The 17,662-nt window shown below is 41.7% G+C and carries 15 protein-coding genes and 1 pseudogene; 5 read left to right on the forward strand and 11 right to left on the reverse strand.

The genetic code is table 11. The features are described 5' to 3' along the window. Positions 1-58: 58 nt before the first annotated feature. The 6 genes from STRDD10_RS08660 to STRDD10_RS08685 form a co-directional block, all read right to left on the reverse strand. Positions 59-1,225, reverse strand: a complete 1,167-nt coding sequence (locus STRDD10_RS08660) for an SIS domain-containing protein (protein ID WP_067195148.1) — start codon at positions 1,223-1,225, stop codon at positions 59-61. A gap of 197 nt (positions 1,226-1,422) precedes the next feature. Then, a complete protein-coding gene (locus STRDD10_RS08665; RefSeq protein WP_067195150.1) occupies positions 1,423-1,827 on the reverse strand; it encodes a PTS sugar transporter subunit IIA in 405 nt (134 codons plus the stop codon). Positions 1,828-1,838: 11 nt separating this feature from the next. Continuing rightward, on the reverse strand, positions 1,839-2,657 hold the full coding sequence (locus STRDD10_RS08670; RefSeq protein WP_067195153.1) for a PTS system mannose/fructose/sorbose family transporter subunit IID: 819 nt from the start codon (positions 2,655-2,657) through the stop codon (positions 1,839-1,841). Further along, on the reverse strand, positions 2,644-3,558 hold the full coding sequence (locus STRDD10_RS08675) for a PTS mannose/fructose/sorbose/N-acetylgalactosamine transporter subunit IIC (RefSeq protein WP_067195155.1): 915 nt from the start codon (positions 3,556-3,558) through the stop codon (positions 2,644-2,646). Before STRDD10_RS08675 ends, STRDD10_RS08670 begins: the two co-directional genes overlap by 14 nt. Positions 3,559-3,583: 25 nt before the next feature. Continuing rightward, positions 3,584-4,060, reverse strand: a complete 477-nt coding sequence (locus tag STRDD10_RS08680) for a PTS sugar transporter subunit IIB (protein ID WP_067195158.1) — start codon at positions 4,058-4,060, stop codon at positions 3,584-3,586. After that, on the reverse strand, positions 4,057-5,844 hold the full coding sequence (locus tag STRDD10_RS08685) for a glycoside hydrolase family 35 protein (protein ID WP_067195161.1): 1,788 nt from the start codon (positions 5,842-5,844) through the stop codon (positions 4,057-4,059). The genes STRDD10_RS08680 and STRDD10_RS08685 overlap by 4 nt, the downstream gene beginning before the upstream one ends. A gap of 296 nt (positions 5,845-6,140) precedes the next feature. Here STRDD10_RS08685 and STRDD10_RS08690 point away from each other — a divergent pair, with 296 nt between their 5' ends. The 3 genes from STRDD10_RS08690 to STRDD10_RS08700 all read left to right on the forward strand — a co-directional run bounded on the left by STRDD10_RS08690 (position 6,141) and on the right by STRDD10_RS08700 (position 11,138). Further along, positions 6,141-6,854 carry a GntR family transcriptional regulator gene (locus STRDD10_RS08690; RefSeq protein ID WP_067195164.1) on the forward strand — a complete coding sequence of 238 codons (714 nt, stop codon included), beginning with the start codon at positions 6,141-6,143 and terminating at the stop codon, positions 6,852-6,854. A 337-nt stretch (positions 6,855-7,191) separates the two neighbouring features. Then, positions 7,192-10,740, forward strand: coding sequence for a family 20 glycosylhydrolase (locus STRDD10_RS08695; protein WP_067195167.1), 3,549 nt, complete (start codon positions 7,192-7,194; stop codon positions 10,738-10,740). A gap of 131 nt (positions 10,741-10,871) precedes the next feature. Continuing rightward, positions 10,872-11,138, forward strand: coding sequence for a hypothetical protein (locus tag STRDD10_RS08700; protein WP_197458326.1), 267 nt, complete (start codon positions 10,872-10,874; stop codon positions 11,136-11,138). A gap of 58 nt (positions 11,139-11,196) precedes the next feature. On the opposite strand, the gene purB is transcribed toward STRDD10_RS08700, so the two are convergent. From purB to purD, 5 genes are all read right to left on the reverse strand, one after another. Next, positions 11,197-12,495 carry an adenylosuccinate lyase gene (purB, locus tag STRDD10_RS08705; protein ID WP_067195173.1) on the reverse strand — a complete coding sequence of 433 codons (1,299 nt, stop codon included), beginning with the start codon at positions 12,493-12,495 and terminating at the stop codon, positions 11,197-11,199. A gap of 63 nt (positions 12,496-12,558) precedes the next feature. After that, positions 12,559-12,786, reverse strand: coding sequence for a phosphoribosylaminoimidazole carboxylase (locus STRDD10_RS08710; protein ID WP_067195176.1), 228 nt, complete (start codon positions 12,784-12,786; stop codon positions 12,559-12,561). A gap of 3 nt (positions 12,787-12,789) precedes the next feature. Then, positions 12,790-13,881 (reverse strand): 5-(carboxyamino)imidazole ribonucleotide synthase, encoded by a 1,092-nt coding sequence (gene purK, locus STRDD10_RS08715; RefSeq protein ID WP_067195179.1) that lies wholly within the window; start codon positions 13,879-13,881, stop codon positions 12,790-12,792. Next, complete coding sequence (gene purE, locus STRDD10_RS08720) at positions 13,868-14,356, reverse strand: 5-(carboxyamino)imidazole ribonucleotide mutase (RefSeq protein ID WP_067195181.1); 489 nt, start codon at positions 14,354-14,356, stop codon at positions 13,868-13,870. Before purE ends, purK begins: the two co-directional genes overlap by 14 nt. A gap of 198 nt (positions 14,357-14,554) precedes the next feature. Continuing rightward, on the reverse strand, positions 14,555-15,820 hold the full coding sequence (gene purD, locus STRDD10_RS08725; protein ID WP_067195183.1) for a phosphoribosylamine--glycine ligase: 1,266 nt from the start codon (positions 15,818-15,820) through the stop codon (positions 14,555-14,557). 288 nt (positions 15,821-16,108) lie between these two features. On the opposite strand from purD, the pseudogene STRDD10_RS08730 reads away from it, so the two are divergent. Both STRDD10_RS08730 and STRDD10_RS08735 read left to right on the forward strand, forming a co-directional pair. Then, positions 16,109-16,462, forward strand: a pseudogene (locus STRDD10_RS08730) (CHAP domain-containing protein); the annotation flags it as partial. Positions 16,463-16,557: 95 nt separating this feature from the next. Beyond that, positions 16,558-17,662: GH25 family lysozyme (locus tag STRDD10_RS08735; protein WP_231853401.1), on the forward strand; the 1,105-nt coding region annotated here is incomplete at its 3' end.

A 17,662-nucleotide genomic window follows, 5' to 3' on the forward strand; every position in this document is an offset into this window, starting at 1 on the left:
CTTCTTCAAATATTGAACTTTTTGATGACTTATCTTTAATTTACTCATAAAAATCGCCTCATTTCTCAAAGTCATGAATAATGACACCTTGAACCACCCGGTTGACGGTTCCTGTCGGTGATGGGGTGTCTGGTTTATTGCCCACCTTAAGCGAGGTCAAAAGGGCAAAAAGTTGACCATAAACAATGTAAGGGAAGACGCGGTAAATATCGTTCAAGACACCACCACAAGCAAGGGCTACTTCTTTGACATGCTCAAGACCAAATACTTGATCGCTCAAGAGTACCACCCGACGAGCAATCTGGTCACCAGCCACTTCACGAACCAAGTCCAAATCGTACTTGCGAGTATAATCTGTCGTTGTACCAAATACCAAAACAACTGTATCTTCGTTGATAAGAGATTTTGGACCGTGACGGAAACCAACTGGACTTTCATACATGGTCGCCACTTGACCAGCTGTTAATTCCAAAATCTTGAGCTGTGCTTCATGAGCAAGTCCAAAGAAAGGACCAGCGCCCAGGTAAATCACCCGGTTAAAGTCTAGGTCTACCAACTCTTTCACATCTGCCACATTCTCAAGAACTTTGCGAGCTAAACGAGTCAAGACTTCAAAACGTTCCGCCTTAACAGCAAATTCCGTTGAATCAAAGACCAAGAGAGCTGTCAACATCATGGACGTAAAGCTAGAAGTCATGGCAAATCCAGCGTCATTGGAAGCTGCTGGTTGTAAGAGCAAGAGATTACGCTCATCGCCATGGGCTTGAAGAGCCAATTTCCCTTCTGCTGCGCAGGTAATGGTGATTTGATAAAGTTCGTCAACCAACTGTTTTGCCAGGTCAACTGTTGCCACACTCTCAGGTGAATTGCCACTACGGGCAAAGGAAACAAGGACAGTCGCCACATCTTTTTTCAGATAAGTTTCTGGATTTGCTACGATATCAGTTGTCGCGATGCTATTAAAGTTCCATTTGCGTTCGTCATAGTTTTCTTTGAAAAATGGCACCAAGGTATCACCCACATAGGCGGATGTCCCCGCCCCTGTCAAGATAACTTTGATATAATCGTGTTTAGCAGCGATGGCTGCTAGGAAAGCGTCAATCTGCTCTTTTTGGGCCTTGTAGCTCTCAAAAGCCTCTTTCCATACATCAGGCTGTTGGTAGATCTCACGAGTCGTGATTTCTGCACCCAGTTCAAGCAATTCTTCTTTTGTGTAATTTAGCATAGAGTTCCTCTTTTTCTATCAAATATGGGAATGGGAGTAAGCCCCATTCCCATGTATATTCTATATAAGATGCCCTAAGTCACATCTTATTGAATTGAGTTCCAACTAAAATCTTGGGGAAAAAGACCGATTAGCGTCGGAGCATCGATCCATCCTCCTCTCGCCTATTTTCCCTGTGATTTTCACGTTGTCACATCTTATTCATCCTCGTCATCATCAAATCCTGCGAGCAAATCGTTAACTTTTACTACGCTCTCAACTGCACGTGCCTTGTAATCTGCATCTGCCCCTGTCAGGCTGGCATTGATAAATTCAATCACCATTGGCAGATTCATACCAGCATAAAGTTCGATGTCTTGCCCTTCCATGATGAGACGGCTGACCACGTTACATGGTGTACCTCCAAGGAGGTCTGCAAAGACTACGAAATCATCAAAGTTTTCGATTACCGCTTGAAATTTTCTAGTAAAGTCTTCTGGACCATCTTCAGGAAGAAGTGCAACTGTATGGATATTCTCTTGAGGTCCCATGATCATTTCTGTAGAGCCTTTCAGCTCTTCACAAAAACGTCCATGGCTAACTAATATTAACTGTTTTCCCATAAATTACCTCATTAAGGCATTCCAAAGAAGAAATGTCCGAATGCTGAGAAAGCAAGCGCTAGTACAATAATCAGCACGATTGCTTTTGTAGAGTTCATTCCCTTCTTACCTAAAAGCCAGAAGATGAAACCTGTAAAGATTGCGGGAACTAAACGTGGGAAAATGGTATTGAGCATGTCTTGGATGTCAATTACCTTATCTCCAATCGTAGGAGCCCAGCTCACTTCAAAGTTAATCATAGTAGCAATCAAGCCACCAACCATGAAAATACCTAAAACAGAAGCTGCATCTACCAAAGCTGTTAAAGTACTACGCATATTGGTTACAAGATTCACACCTTCTTTATAGGCAAACTCCAACTGTTTCCAACGGAAAATGTCATAAACTACGGCAACTGCAATCCACATCAAGATACCAATAGGGCTACCTGCCGCAGCCATAGTTGCTGCGATCGTTCCCATAATAGCTGGTACAAGTGAACCAAAAATCGAATCGCCAATAGGGGCAAATGGTCCCATAAGACCTGTTTTAATCCCATTTACAGCATCTTTTGAGTTCACTCCTTCTTTTTCTTCCAAAGCAAGGTCAAAACCTGCAATAATCGTATGGAAGAATGGAGAAGTATTGAAGAATTGCGTATGAACCTTCATCATTTCTTTGAGTTCAGGAGTGCCATCTCCATACATCTTACGCAATTGTGGTAACAACATATAAAGGTAACCTGAACCCTGCATCCGTTCATAGTTCCAACCAAGTTGGAAAGTAAACAAGCTACGTTTATTGATTTGTTTAAAATCTTCTTTTGTTAGTTTGTAATTAGAATTCGTCATCTTCGATTTCCCCACTTTCTGAGTTACTTTCTGGTGTAGCTACAACTGTGCGTTGACCATTCTTGAAGTGGAGCACTGCAAGGAAAATACCAATTACAGTCATACCAATCATAGAAACACCCTTAAAGTTGTTTGCGAATGTAATTGCTTGTTCTTTAGGAAGTTTAGCAAAGACATCTGTTCCTAGGATACTTGAGATAGTGGAACCAAGGGTTTGAACATTGCTGTAAAGCACTGTCAACATAGCTGTCAAGCCGAAACCAAGACCTAAGTAATGAAGATTACGTTTCACTGGAAGATAACGAAGCAAGATGGCAAAACCAAGACCAGGAAGCATACGGCCAGCTAGTGTCAAGCCATTTGCAATCCATTGAACACTTGCAACACCGGCAACGAGGCTTTCGACAAAAGAACCACCGAAAGCAAGGGCAAAGAAAACTGGAAGAGCACGAGAAAGTCCCCAAGGAATCGCACCTAAAAGATAATTGCGTTCAATACCTTTGTAGTCAAAGCGTTCAACAGCAGCATCAACACGATGAGCAAAGTAAGTGGTACTCATACGTCCAAGGATGTCCATATAAGTTAGAAGAGCCGCTACAGGTACAGCGATTGTCGAGATAGCTAGTTCTGGTTTAATACCTTGAGCAACTGAGAAGGCAGTTGCAAGAACAGCACCAGATGTTGCATCGATACGTGACGCTCCACCAAAAGTACCTACACCAAGCACCATCAACTGAAGGCCAGCACCAATAGTTAGTCCTGTTCCCATATCTCCCATAATGAGACCTGTAATAAACCCAGCAAATACAGGTGAACCTGCTGAGGAAACAATCGTCAACTCATCACAAATTTGATAAGCTGAATAGAGTGTGAGAAGTAAAATTTGCCACCATTGTATCATCACAATGACCTCCTATAAAATTTTCTTATTTTAATAAACTCATAAAATCAGAAATTGGATCGTTTGGAACCATCTGAGCTGTTAGTTTAACTCCTTTTTCATGGAGTTTTTGGAAAGCTTCTACATCAGCATCTACCACATTGATAGAACGAGTAATCGAGCGAGTTTCTGGTGTTTGAGACATGTTACCAACGTTCAAGGTTTCAAGCGGTACACCTGCCTCAACCAAACGTAAGAAGCGATCTGGTTTTCGAGCCACGATAAAGAGACGTTGGCTATCATATTTTCCTGCTAAAATATTAGCAGCTGCCTTTTCAATCGGCAAAATACTGAGCTTAACACCAGCTGGTGTCGCAAGTTTAAGGCCACTTTTTTCAATATCATTTTGAGCGACCTCATCATCAATCACCATAATGCGTGAAACATTAAGTTTAGTAGTCCAAAGATTGGCTACTTGTCCATGGATCAAACGTCCATCGATACGAGAACCTATAATAGTCATAAATTTTCCCCCTTTATAATTTTAAATATAGGTTGACTAACTAATGGTAATGTCTCTTGATAGCGACCTTCTGTTTCAAAAACAATCATTTCATTTTCGCCTTCCTTCAAAAGACCATGTGGTACATAAAGTGACAAGGTTGGCCCAACATCCCAAAAACGACCGATATTGACACCATTGACAAAGACCACACCTTTGCCAAAACCAGATAAATCAATAAAACTGTCCTTAACTCTATCAAGTTGCAAATGATAACGGTAAAAAGCAGGTTGACCTTCCTTCCATTCCTTACTGAAATCCAGTCCATCTAAAGTATCTAACTCTAATGCATACTGTTTCCAACCAAGCATGAAGTGCAAGTCTTTGCAGACTCCTTGACGAATACCTTTCGTCTGAGTATCCGCTAACAACTTATGGCCATAATTCACCCGCCCCATATTTTCTATTAGGATATCGATATGAGCAAGCGCTTTCTTTTTAGCTTTGCAAAAAATGTCTTCACCAATCTCTGTCTGATACTGGGTTGCTTGTAGATGTCCATTCAGGTACAGCTGCATGCGGTCTCTAGCATCAATTACGCGCAAGCGTTCCTCATCTGCATCCCAAGTATCTTCAACCTGATAAAGTGTATAACCATATCCTTGCCCTAACTCTGTTGCTGACAAAGGATAAAGACTTTCTATCGGCTTAGCGATACTATCAACTGTCTCAAAAAGACTAACTTTATCAACTAGGCAGGCCGAAGTTTCTATACTTTCCTTAACTAAAGGTTCTAGCTGTGGATAGTCCGGATAATGGGTTGCTATCATTTGCTTGACTGCAAAGTACTTGGCAGTCGGATTTCCCTGTTCATTGAGTAAAGCATCATAATCATAGGAAGTTACCTGAGGAAGATCCGTCGTTCCACGAGCTGAACAACCATTCATAAAACCAAAGTTTGTTCCTCCGTGAAACATATACAAATTGATTGAACCTCTTTTTAATACCTCATGAATAGCTTCTGCTAATTCTTCCCCATCCCGACGAATAATGGGCTCCTTCCAACGATTAAACCAACCATCCCAAAATTCCATACACATGAGTGGCCACTTCTTGCCATGCTCGTCAAAAAACTCTTGCATTTGAGAAAAATTATAATCTGCTTTAGAACCGAAGTTACCAGTCGTAAAGATATCATCCTCAATCATTGACCCTGCTCGCAAAGTTGCACGCCAAGGCCCGTCTGAAGTGAACAAGGGACAACGAATACCAGCACGTCGCATCAATCGTTTAACTGCACGCAGATAAGTTTTATCCTCGCCATAAGAACCATACTCATTTTCAACCTGCATCATCAGTATGTTCCCCCCATTTTCTAACTCAAAAGGAGCTAAACGAGGTAACAATTGCTCATAGTAATGCTCGATACAAGCCAAGAATTGAGAATCCGACGAACGAATACGCATCTCTTTTTTTTCTAAAAGCCAGGCTGGCAAACCTCCAAATTCCCATTCTGCACAAATATACGGAGAAGGACGTACAATCGCATACAAGCCTAAATCTTGAGCAATCTTTAAAAAGCGTTCCACATCCGCAATGCCTTTGAAGTTAAATTTTCCTTCTTTTGGCTCATGCAAGTTCCAAGGAACATAGGTTTCAACAGTATTAAAGCCTAAAGCTTTTAAATTATAAAGGGAATGATACCAATCTTCTGGATGTACCCTAAAATAATGAATCGCACCTGACAATATTTTGAAAGGTTGCTGATCCAGATAGAAGTCCTCTTTGATTTCAAATCTAGCCATGAACTACCCACTTTCTAAATTGCATACGCTTTCACTCATTAATATAACAAGTATGTGAAAATTTGTCAATACTTTTTTAAAAAAATTATCGTTTTATTGAAAATTAGCATAGAAAATAGAGAAATAGAAATGTAAATGGAGTTGGCAAAACCTACACATAAATTTATGTATCCGCTTTCACTAACTGATATATCAATCTATAAAAAATAATCTTATAATTCACCAAAAAAACTTTTTATTTTTAAAAATTATGGTACAATGATAGTGAAGAAATGTCAGAAAGTGAGGTAATAATCATGGCTATTCCAAAATATCAACAAATCAAAGATGAGTTGAAACAAAAAATTATTTCAGGACAGTTTGAAAACGGTGATAAATTTTATACTGAAGCTGAACTCATCAATCTCTATGATGTGAGTTCCATTACTGTTGTGCGTGCTCTAAACGAACTTGCAAAAGATGGCTATATCGTTCGTCAACAAGGAAAAGGAACCTTCGTTTCTCGTGCTCGTAAACACAAACTAGTAGAATTTTCTGATGTCGAAATCTTTCCAACTCATCACGACAAAGTCACTGTACTTTCTATCGAAAGAGGAAACGATGTCGCTTATCTAGAAAAACTAAAACTAAAACCAAAACAGTACTATTATAAAATCGATCGGATTCGCAAGTCAGATAATGTAGCCTATATCTATCATCAGACCTACATACCAGAACAATACGTCAACCCAAACTATCCTGACTTGAGCTACTACAGCTCAATCTATAACCGTTTCAAAAAAGATTACCACATTCATATGAATGATGAATCATTTGAGGAAACAAATGAAATTGTATTCCCGACACCAGCAGATATCGCAGACCTTCTAGGTGTTGATGAAAACTTCCCAACTGTCTTGCAAGTTAAAGTAACTCAGTTAGAAGCAACAGGTCAAATCCTTGAATACAGCGAGACCTATAAACGGGCGGATTATTACAAATTTAAACTATCTTCCAAACACGGAAACTAGCTTATCCAGCAAGAGTTGATATTCAGCTTTTGCTTTTTTATTTTGGTTATTTCCTACATTTTTATTGTACATCTTTTTAACAAAAATGTAAATATGTTTTTTCTTTTTTATTAAATAAGGAGTGTTTTTTCTAAGATTTAGATATTTTTTTATTTTATATGGTTATTTCTTAATACTTTTCATCCTATTTATAAAGTAGACTACTCTACTACTAATTTTACGAGTTTCTATACTCATTATAGTTATCTGCTAAAATAATTGACTTTTTCCTTTTTACATATTAGAATGTAGGTAATGTTGTAAACGCTATCAAAAACTAGTCAAGGAGGAATTTCTGATGAAATTTCAAAAACAAGAACGTTTTTCTATTCGTAAATATGCTGTAGGTGCAGCCTCTGTTTTAATCGGATTTGGCTTGCAAGGACAAGTTGTATTGGCAGACAGTACTACTGCCCTTGAAAGCAATCAAGAAATTGAAACAACTGAGCACACAGTCACTTCGGAAACCCCAGTCACTGAAACAAAGGTTGAAACACCTGTTTCCACTCCGACTCTAGCTCCAACTGTTGATTTATCAACCACTGAATTAAAGACGCCTATAGTTGATATTGAAAAAGCAAACACAAACACTGTTGATGCCAACGAAGCACAGCCAAACTTAGAAACTGCTACAAGAACAGTAAGTGATACTGTCAGTGAAACCCCTGCAAATACAGATACTTCAGCTGAACAAGAAGAAAAATTAGCTAAAAAGAAAATTGTTTCTATCGATGCTGGACGGAAATATTTCTCTCCAGAACAACTAAAGGAAATCATCGATAAAGCACGGCACTATGGCTACACAGATCTCCACCTTTTAGTGGGAAATGACGGACTTCGTTTTGTACTTGATGATATGTCTATTACCGCTAACGGAAAAACTTATGCCAGTGATGACGTTAAAGCTGCTATTGAAAAAGGAAATAAAACCTACTATGATGATCCAAACGGCAACTACTTAACTGAAAGTCAAATGACCGATCTCATCAACTATGCAAAGGAAAAAAACATCGGAGTGATTCCAACTCTCAATAGTCCTGGACATATGGATGCCATTTTAAATGCGATGAAAGAACTCGGAATCGCAAATCCTAACTTTGACTATTTTGGAACCAAATCGGAACGTACAGTTGATTTACATAACGACCAAGCCATTGCCTTCACAAAAGCACTGATCGACAAATATGCAGCTTATTTCTCTAAAAAATCCGAAATCTTTAATATCGGCTTAGATGAATATGCTAATGATGCAACTAATGCAAAAGGTTGGCAGGTTCTCCAGGCAGACAAATACTACCCTGATAAGGGGTTCCCTAAGCAAGGATATGAAAAATTTATTCAATACGCTAACGATCTAGCAGCTATCGTGAAATCTCACGGTCTCAAGCCAATGGCTTTCAATGACGGCATCTACTACAATAATGACACCAGTTTTGGTACTTTTGACAAGGATATCATCGTTTCCATGTGGACTGGTGGTTGGGGTGGTTATGATGTTGCTTCTTCTAAATCCCTAGCTGAAAAAGGACATCAAATCATCAATACCAACGATGCTTGGTACTACGTTCTTGGACGCAACGCAGAAGGCCAAGGATGGTACAATCTTGACCAGGGCCTCAATGGTATTAAAACGACTCCAATCACCTCTGTACCAAAAGCAGATGGGGCTGATATCCCGATTCTAGGTGGTATGGTTGCTGCTTGGGCAGATACTCCATCTGCACGTTATTCACCATCACGTCTTTTCAAACTCATGCGTCACTTTGCTAATGCAAACGCAGATTACTTTGCTGCTGACTATGATGCTGCCGAAGAAGCCCTAAATGCGGTCCCACAAGACTTAACTCGCTATACAAAAGAGAGCATTGCTACTCTTGATACTGCCAAAAAAGAACTTCAAAATCTTGAAACGAATCTCTCACGCGCACATCAAGAACGCATTGACCAAGCTGTCTCTAATCTTCAACAAGCGATTGGACAACTAACTCTAACTCCAGAGGCACAAAAAGAAGAAACTGCAAAACAGGAACTTGAAAAACTCGCTAAAAGTAAAGTTGTCTCCATTGATGCCGGTCGGAAGTATTTCTCACTCGAACAACTAAAACATATCATTGATAAGGCAAGTGAGCTGGGTTATTCTGATATCCATCTCCTACTTGGAAACGATGGTCTTCGTTTCCTTCTAGATGATATGACCATCACAGCAAATGGCAAAACCTATACTAGTGACGACGTAAAAAATGCTATCGTCACAGGAACCAAAGCTTACTATGATGATCCAAATGGTACTACCCTTAGCCAAGAAGAGATAACAGAACTCATCCAGTATGCAAAAGAAAAAGGGATTGGACTGATTCCAGCTATTAACAGCCCTGGTCATATGGATGCTCTGTTGGTAGCTATGGAAAAATTGGGCATTCAAAATCCTCAAGCCAACTTCAACAACATCTCTAAAACTACCATGGACCTTGAAAATGAAGAAGCAATGAACTTCACCAAGGCTCTCATCGGAAAATACATGGATTTCTTTGCTGGCAAAACTAGCATCTTCAACTTTGGTACAGATGAATATGCTAATGACGCAACAGACTCTCAAGGATGGTACTACCTCAAATATTATGGACTATACGGTAAATTCGCTGATCATGCCAATAGTCTTGCTGCAATGGCCAAGGAACGTGGCTTACAACCAATGGCCTTTAACGATGGTTTCTACTACAATGACGAAGATGAAGTCGAATTCGACAAAGACGTTATTCTTTCTTACTGGTCTAAAGGATGGTGGGGTTACTACCTAGCATCTCCAGAATATCTAGCAAGCAAAGGATATAAATTCCTTAACACCAATGGTGACTGGTACTATGTTTTAGGTAAAACTGAAGGTGGTACGATTGAAAATGCCATTAAAAAAGCAAAAGAAACACCTTTCAATCAACTTCCTTCAACCAAATATCCAGAAGTTCAACTCCCAACTGTCGGTAGTATGATTGCACTTTGGGCTGATGAGCCACGCACTGCCTACGAAGAAGATAAACTCTTTAATCTGATGACTGCCTTTGCTGATCAAAATAAAGATTATTTCAAAGCAAACTACCAAGCTTTACGGGAAGTACTAGCTAATCTTCCTGAAAATCTAGAAGGATATAGCGCAGAAAGTGTCCAAGCACTTACTACTGCAAAAGAGGCAATCGACTGGAATATCAGCCGTGCTGACCAAGAAAAAGTTGACAAGCTCGTTTCAGACTTGCAAAAAGCTCAAGCAGGTCTCTCTGCTGCCGCTACAAACAAGGGTAGCCTAGAGGACAGTGAATCAAAAGCATTGATTGAATACCTACCTGAACTCGTTACCGAAACGCAAGAAATTGACTTTGTCATCGAAAAACGTGAAAACAAACAACTCCCAGCTGGACAAGAGCAAATCATCACAGTTGGGAAAAAAGGTAGTCGCCGCAACTTCTACCAAGTTTCCACTATCGATGGGAAAGAAGTACGTACCTTAGTTGGTAACGAAGTACTAACAGAGCCTGTCACTCAGGTCGTGGAAGTCGGTACTAAGATAATCACCCACAAAGGAGATGAACAAGGACAAGCGCTAGTAGCTGAAAATAAGCCAACTTTCGAGCTTCAAACTCTATCTAAAAAAGAAGACAAAGAAAGCAAGTTCGTCATCGATGAGGCTAGCAAACAAGAAAGAATAGCTAACGAAAAAGGAAGCGAGTCAAAACAAGAAGCGACTAAAGAAAAACAACTTCCTCACACAGGAAGCCAAGATAATGCTGCTCTAACTGCTGCTGGCATTATAACTGTACTCACAGCTTACGGTTTGAAAAAGAAAAAAGAACATTAATACAAGTATATAGAAAAGAGGTTGGACAAAAGTCCAACCTCTTAAATGTTGAATAAAGTAGATTGATAGAGTGATTCATTTAACATTTTTCCATTTAATACTCAATGAAAATCATCAGCAAACTAGGAAGCTTGCCGCAGGCTGTACTTGAGTACGACAAGGTGAAGCTGACGTGGGTTGAAGAGATTTTCGAAGAGTATTATTTAAAAAGAAAAATGGAGAGCAGGGTCAAGATGGCTATTCCACCCAACCAAAACAGAGAGCATGCTCGATTCCCCTATACTTCAAACTCTCTTCCAACCCAAGAACCTTCGCCCTCTCCTAAAATCCTCTCAGCTAAACCTAGTTTGATCTTCCCGCTTCTAGATATCTCGTTTGCAGATGATTTTTTAGCATGAAAGCCAAAAAAACAAGGAAAGTAGCTGACTAGTAGCAGTTTCCTTGTTTTCTTTATTTTTAATCACCCAAACCGATGCGTTCGAAGATTTCATCGACACGTTTGGTGTAGTAAACCGGGTTGAAGATTTCGTCGATTTCTTCTTGCGTGAGGCGTGAAGTTACTTCTGGATCAGCTTCAAGAAGCGGTTTGAAGTCCACTTGGTTGTCCCAAGACTCAGCTGTCTTTGGTTGAACAAGGTCGTAAGCTTGCTCACGGGTCATCCCTTTTTCAATCAAGGTCAACATGGCCCGTTGGCTAAAGATCAAACCAAAGGTAGAGTTCATGTTGCGGATCATGTTTTCAGGGAAGACGGTCAAGTTCTTAACGATATTGCCAAAACGATTGAGCATGTAGTCGATCAAGATGGTCGTATCTGGTGTGATGATACGTTCAGCTGATGAGTGGGAAATATCACGCTCATGCCAGAGAGCGACGTTTTCATAGGCTGTCACCATATGACCACGGATGACACGCGCAAGACCGGTCATGTTTTCAGAACCGATAGGGTTGCGTTTGTGAGGCATTGCTGAAGACCCTTTTTGACCTTTAGCAAAGAACTCTTCCACTTCCCGTTGTTCCGATTTTTGAAGACCACGGATCTCAGTCGCCATCCGCTCGATAGAAGTTGCGATGCTCGCAAGAACTGCAAAGTACTCCGCATGGAGGTCACGAGGAAGGACCTGTGTAGAGATTTCTTGAGCACGGATACCCAATTTATCGCAGACGTATTTTTCCACGAATGGTGGGATGTTGGCAAAGTTTCCAACTGCACCCGAAATCTTACCAGCTTCCACACCAGCAGCCGCATGCTCGAAACGCTCGATATTGCGTTTCATTTCGCTGTACCAAGTCGCCAATTTAAGACCAAAAGTTGTAGGTTCCGCGTGTACCCCGTGGGTACGACCCATCATGATGGTGAACTTGTGCTCTTTCGCCTTGTCAGCAATGATGTTAGTGAAGTTTTCAAGGTCACGACGGATGATGTCGTTGGCTTGCTTGTAGAGGTAACCATAGGCAGTGTCTACCACGTCAGTAGAGGTCAAGCCATAGTGAACCCACTTGCGCTCTTCACCAAGAGTCTCAGAAACCGCACGCGTGAAAGCCACCACATCGTGACGCGTCTCCTGCTCAATCTCCAAAATACGGTCGATGTCAAAGTCGGCTTTCTCACGAATCAAGGCCACATCTTCCTTGGGAATCTCACCCAACTCAGCCCATGCCTCGTCCGCCAAGATTTCCACCTCAAGCCAAGCACGGTATTTGTTTTCCTCAGTCCAAATGTTCGCCATCTCAGGGCGAGAGTAACGGTTGATCATGTTGTTAATTTTTCCTTTCTTCTCAAGCTTTAAAGAATCAGCTATCTATGTAAACCAAGATTCCTACTCAAACTCCTCTTTCCCAATAAACACAGATGGGTAATGAGAAAGTGTATTCAAATCCGTATCCAGAGGCAGATCATAGATGGCTAAATAGTTTTCAGGGTAGTGTGCAGTTAGTTCTTTATATTTAGCTTTCACTTTTTCGTGATTGCTACTAGCATACAAGACTTCGACGACAGCTCCAGTCCTCTCTTTTGCAACAAAAGCATTGACAATAATTTGAATCATAAGTTAAAAATCAATCCCTTCTCCAAACTCAACCACACTATCTGGCACATCACTAAACAAAGTCACATGTCCCATCTTGCGGTTGTGCTTCGCTTCTATTTTACCATACATGTGGAGGTGGGCGCTTGGATTTTCTGTGACATATTTTTCAGCAGCCTCGACGTGTTGTCCGAGTACATTGAGCATAACGGCTGGTGCATGCAATTTGATAGCTGGTAATGCTGCTCCCAGAACACCCAAGATATGGGTGTCAAACTGCGAGAAGTCGCAGGCTTCAATAGAATAGTGTCCAGAGTTGTGTGGGCGTGGGGCGATTTCATTGACAATAATGTCATCAGCTGTCGCAAACATTTCCACACAAAGGGTTCCAGACAGGCTGAGCTGTTCTGCGATTCGCACCGACATGGCTTTGGCCTTATCTGCTAGACTTTCTGAAATGCGAGCTGGAACAATGGTTTTTAAAAGAATGTTGTTGCGGTGGATATTTTCCTGAACTGGGAAAACCGTCACATCCTTGCCATTTCCTGACACGATGACAGAAATTTCAAGGTCAAAGTTGACGAATTCTTCCAAGACACAGTCTGCTGAGTCGGCTAGTGCACGAGCCTCTTCCAAGTCTGCTTCCGAGCGAATAACCTTTTGTCCATGCCCGTCGTATCCACCTGTTGCAGTCTTGAGGACATAGCTTTTGGAGAGGTCGATATCTGCCAAATCTTGGCTTGAAGTCACAACCTTGTAGGGTGCAACTGTCACTTGTGCCTTATTTGAGAGAAAGTCCTTTTCAAAGATACGATTTTGCGAAATGCGAAGTAGATCCGTTCCTTGAGGGAGCTGACCCCCCTTGATGACAGCATCCAAACCGTCAGCATCAACATTTTCAAACTCATAGGTGAGGACATCGCATCGCTCAGCCAACTGACGAAGGGCATCCACATCGTTATAAGGCGCCACGACGATTTCCGCCACACGAGAGGCCGGACAGTCCGCCGCAGGATCCAGCGCGATGACCTTGTGCCCCATGTAGATAGCAGAAATGGCCATCATCTGCCCCAGCTGACCGCCACCGATAATTCCGATTGTTTTAGATGAGCTCATTGGTAGACTCCTCTGCGATTTTTCCTTGCTCTTCTGCGAAATCTGCCAATGCTGTCGCGATAGCCTGATCTTCTACTGAGAGGAGACGGAGGGCAAAGAGAGCAGCATTAGTCGCACCGGCTTCACCAATCGCCATAGTTGCGACAGGCACTCCACCTGGCATCTGAACGATGGAATAGAGTGAATCCACACCACTAAGAGCACGTGATTTGACGGGTACACCAATGACAGGAAGGGTTGTTTTGGCAGCTACCATTCCTGGCAAATGGGCTGCGCCACCAGCACCTGCTATAATGACCTTGATGCCACGGCTACGAGCCTCCTCCGCATGTCTGAACATGAGATCTGGTGTACGGTGGGCAGAAACAACTTTCTTTTCGTAGGATACACCGAAGCGATCTAGGACTTCAGCGGCTTTTTGCATGGTAACCCAGTCGGATTTTGAGCCCATAATGATGGAAATTACTGGTTTCATAGTTAATATCCTTTTCTTTTTTGATAATGGTCTTAGGTGGTGGGGACGGAAGCAAACCTTCGGTTTCATTCCTAAACTTTGAGCCTAAAGTCTCAAAGTTTCCCCCGACCAGAACATTTACTGTTCTGGTCTTTTCACCACGGCGATCATTATCTTACTTTGGCTCGCTTTCGCTCGCCATGACAATTTTAGTATCTGTTAATCTTTTATGGCCTTGCTTCCGATGTCGTTTCGGTAGAAGAGGCCTTCTGTGTTTTGGTTGTTGAGTTCCTTGTAGATAATATTTTGGCAGTCTTTGACGGTGTCTGCTGTTGTGACCAGCATGTAGACGCGTCCGCCGTTTGAGAGGAGGTCTTGGCCATTTTCAGCGAATTTGGCTCCAGCATAGTAGGTGATGATGTCGCCTTCGGTCTTGGCTGGCAACTTAACTCCTTTTTTATAGTCTAGCGGATAACCATTGGATGCGACGACCACACCCAGTGTCACGCCCTTGTCTGTCCAAGTGATGTCCGGTTCTTTGCCTTCCAAAATGTCTGTAATATTTTGTGCAAAGTCAGAGGTCAAGCGTGGCAGGATGATTTGGGTTTCAGGGTCGCCAAAGCGAGCGTTAAACTCGATGACTTTCGGTCCATCAGCTATCAAGATAAGCCCCGCATAAAGGACACCTGTGTAAGGACGGCCTTCTTTAATCATGCCCTCAAGGACTGGCTTGACAATGGTGGCAACAGCTGTATCCACCACGCTCTGTGGCAGGTGTGGCACTGGTGCATAGGCACCCATCCCACCGGTGTTAGGCCCCTTGTCGCCATCATAGGCACGTTTGTGGTCCTGAGCCGTTGGCATGATGTAGAACTTGTCCCCATTGACAAAGGCAAAGAGAGAAAACTCTTCCCCATCAAGGAATTCCTCGATGACCACACGTGCACCTGAATCACCGAATTTATTGTCCAACAGCATCTCGTGAGCGGCTTCGACCGCCTGCTCAACGGTTTCTGCTACGACAACCCCTTTCCCAAGGGCTAAGCCATCTGCCTTGACAACGATTGGAGCACCTTTTTCCTCGATGTAGGCCTTAGCGTCCTCGAAATCTGAAAAGGTCCCATAGGCTGCTGTCGGAACGTCGTATTTGACCATGATTTCCTTGGCAAAATCCTTGGACCACTCCAGCTCAGCCGCAGCCTTGGTCGGACCAAATGCCTTAAGACCAACTGCATTGAAATCATCCACAATCCCAGCAGCCAGGGCATCATCTGGTCCGATAAAGGTCCAAGCAATATCGTTCGCTTTTGCAAAGTCAATCAGCTTAGAATGTTCGGAAATTCCGATATTGATCAAATCAAGACCGTCTAATCGCATCCCGTCATTTCCAGGAGCTACAAAGACTTTTTCAACGTCTTTTGATTCAAGCAATTTCTTAGCAATCGCGTGCTCACGACCACCTGAGCCAACAACTAACAGTTTCATCTCTCAACCTCTTTTGCGAATTATTTATTTTTATTTTACCATATATGTTCGCTTTTTTCTAGATAAAACAATTTTCCTTTTTATTTTTATCATTTTATAATGACTTCTTCGAATAAAGGAGTGACATTCGTTTAATAGAAGGAGATACCAATGAAATCAATCCAAATACTTTTTGCCACAACTTGCTTTTTAGCTTGCATTAAACTAAACACTAGTGTTCATGCTGGAACCTATAACCTTCCCCAGGAAAACATTTCCACAACAGAGGCAAGTAATTCCCTTCCTATTGTAAATCAAACCAATTCTTATCCGACCGGCCAATGTACTTGGGGCGCTAAAGCTTTAGCCCCTTGGGCTGGTTCCTACTGGGGAAATGCAGGACAATGGGCTAGTTCAGCACAAAGTCAAGGTTTTACGATTGGTGACATTCCAAAAGTAGGGGCAATTGCTTGCTGGCAAGATGGAAGTTATGGTCATGTGGCAGTTGTAGTCGCTGTAGATACTGACGAGCGCATACAAGTTGAAGAATCCAACTATAACAACAATCTCTACATAGCCAATTTTCGTGGTTGGTTCAATCCAAAAGCCTATTACTTAGGAAGTGTTTCTTATATCTATCCACCAAATAACATAAAAGATTAACATTTATTTTTTTATTTTCATTCGAATATTCATTGATTTTTCAAATATTTTAAGGTATAATTTAGGAAAAATTAACATTTCAGTTAGGAGATAGTATGAGAAAAAAGATGTATAAAAAGGGGAAATTTTGGGTGATTGCTTCCATTGCTGCAACCTCTGTTATCACTGCAAGAGGTGTTGAAGCACAGGAAACAAATTCTAGTTCCTCACTTGATACAACGAATACCATTAGCGAGTCAATCTCTGAAGCAAGTCAGTCACCGACTCCTACAACAGCACCTGTTCTTGCTACTACAGAAGAACTTACTTCTACAACTACTGATAAAGAAGAGACACTTGCTGCAACCTCCACAACTCCAAGCACAGGTGATGGAAACACGGAAAAACAAACTGAGCAAGCCGAAAAAACAGAAACTGAAAAAATTAACAATAATGGCTACTCAGCTTTTCGAACAGCTTCAAACAATGGAACTCCTGCCCCTACAAAACAAGAAACTACACCTACCTTTGTTGATGTTAGTAGCCACAACGGCACCATTTCGACAGAAGACTACCGGTCTTTAGCACGACAAGGGGTTGCTGGTGTGGTTGTCAAACTAACCGAAGGAACCAGTTATAAAAATCCATATGCACCTTCTCAAATCAAAAATGCACAAGAAGCCGGTTTACAAGTTTCTGCTTACGCATACTCTCACTATACAAACGAAGAAGAAGCACGACAAGAAGCACGTTATTTTGCAAAAACCGCAAAAGAATTAAATTTGCCTTCTTATACTGTCATGGTCAACGACATCGAAGAAGCAAAGATGAAGGAGCGGATCAACGAAGCTACCAAGGCTTGGGCACAAGAAATGAAAAATCTAGGGTTCAATGACCTGATGTACTATGCTGCGGCAAGCTGGCTCGACAACTCCCGTTGGCGTGGTCCAATCAAAACAGCCGAGCTTGGTGCTGAAAATGTTTGGGCTGCTCAATACCCAACTAATAACCTCTCAGCTGATGATGCAAGATCCCTCCGCTACAATAACAACTCTGGCGCTTGGCAATTTACATCAAACGCTGAACTCCTAAAAGGAAAACACGTTTTTGACCTAAGTCTTGACTATACTGGAAGGTTTACAAAACAAGCTCGTGTTGAAGTAGGCGCAAAACCTTCAGCTAAGATTGCTATACAAAATCTAAACAACAATGCTGGAACCT

Source organism: Streptococcus sp. DD10, assembly GCF_001578805.1.
GTDB lineage: Bacteria > Bacillota > Bacilli > Lactobacillales > Streptococcaceae > Streptococcus.

Coding starts and splice junctions, on each gene's coding strand:
- STRDD10_RS08660 (WP_067195148.1), bottom strand. CDS start 1,225: ATGCTAAATTACACAAAAGAAGAATTGCTTGAACTGGGTGCAGAAATC.
- STRDD10_RS08665 (WP_067195150.1), bottom strand. CDS start 1,827: ATGGGAAAACAGTTAATATTAGTTAGCCATGGACGTTTTTGTGAAGAG.
- STRDD10_RS08670 (WP_067195153.1), bottom strand. CDS start 2,657: ATGACGAATTCTAATTACAAACTAACAAAAGAAGATTTTAAACAAATC.
- STRDD10_RS08675 (WP_067195155.1), bottom strand. CDS start 3,558: ATGATACAATGGTGGCAAATTTTACTTCTCACACTCTATTCAGCTTAT.
- STRDD10_RS08680 (WP_067195158.1), bottom strand. CDS start 4,060: ATGACTATTATAGGTTCTCGTATCGATGGACGTTTGATCCATGGACAA.
- STRDD10_RS08685 (WP_067195161.1), bottom strand. CDS start 5,844: ATGGCTAGATTTGAAATCAAAGAGGACTTCTATCTGGATCAGCAACCT.
- STRDD10_RS08690 (WP_067195164.1), top strand. CDS start 6,141: ATGGCTATTCCAAAATATCAACAAATCAAAGATGAGTTGAAACAAAAA.
- STRDD10_RS08695 (WP_067195167.1), top strand. CDS start 7,192: ATGAAATTTCAAAAACAAGAACGTTTTTCTATTCGTAAATATGCTGTA.
- purB (WP_067195173.1), bottom strand. CDS start 12,495: ATGATCAACCGTTACTCTCGCCCTGAGATGGCGAACATTTGGACTGAG.
- STRDD10_RS08710 (WP_067195176.1), bottom strand. CDS start 12,786: ATGATTCAAATTATTGTCAATGCTTTTGTTGCAAAAGAGAGGACTGGA.
- purK (WP_067195179.1), bottom strand. CDS start 13,881: ATGAGCTCATCTAAAACAATCGGAATTATCGGTGGCGGTCAGCTGGGG.
- purE (WP_067195181.1), bottom strand. CDS start 14,356: ATGAAACCAGTAATTTCCATCATTATGGGCTCAAAATCCGACTGGGTT.
- purD (WP_067195183.1), bottom strand. CDS start 15,820: ATGAAACTGTTAGTTGTTGGCTCAGGTGGTCGTGAGCACGCGATTGCT.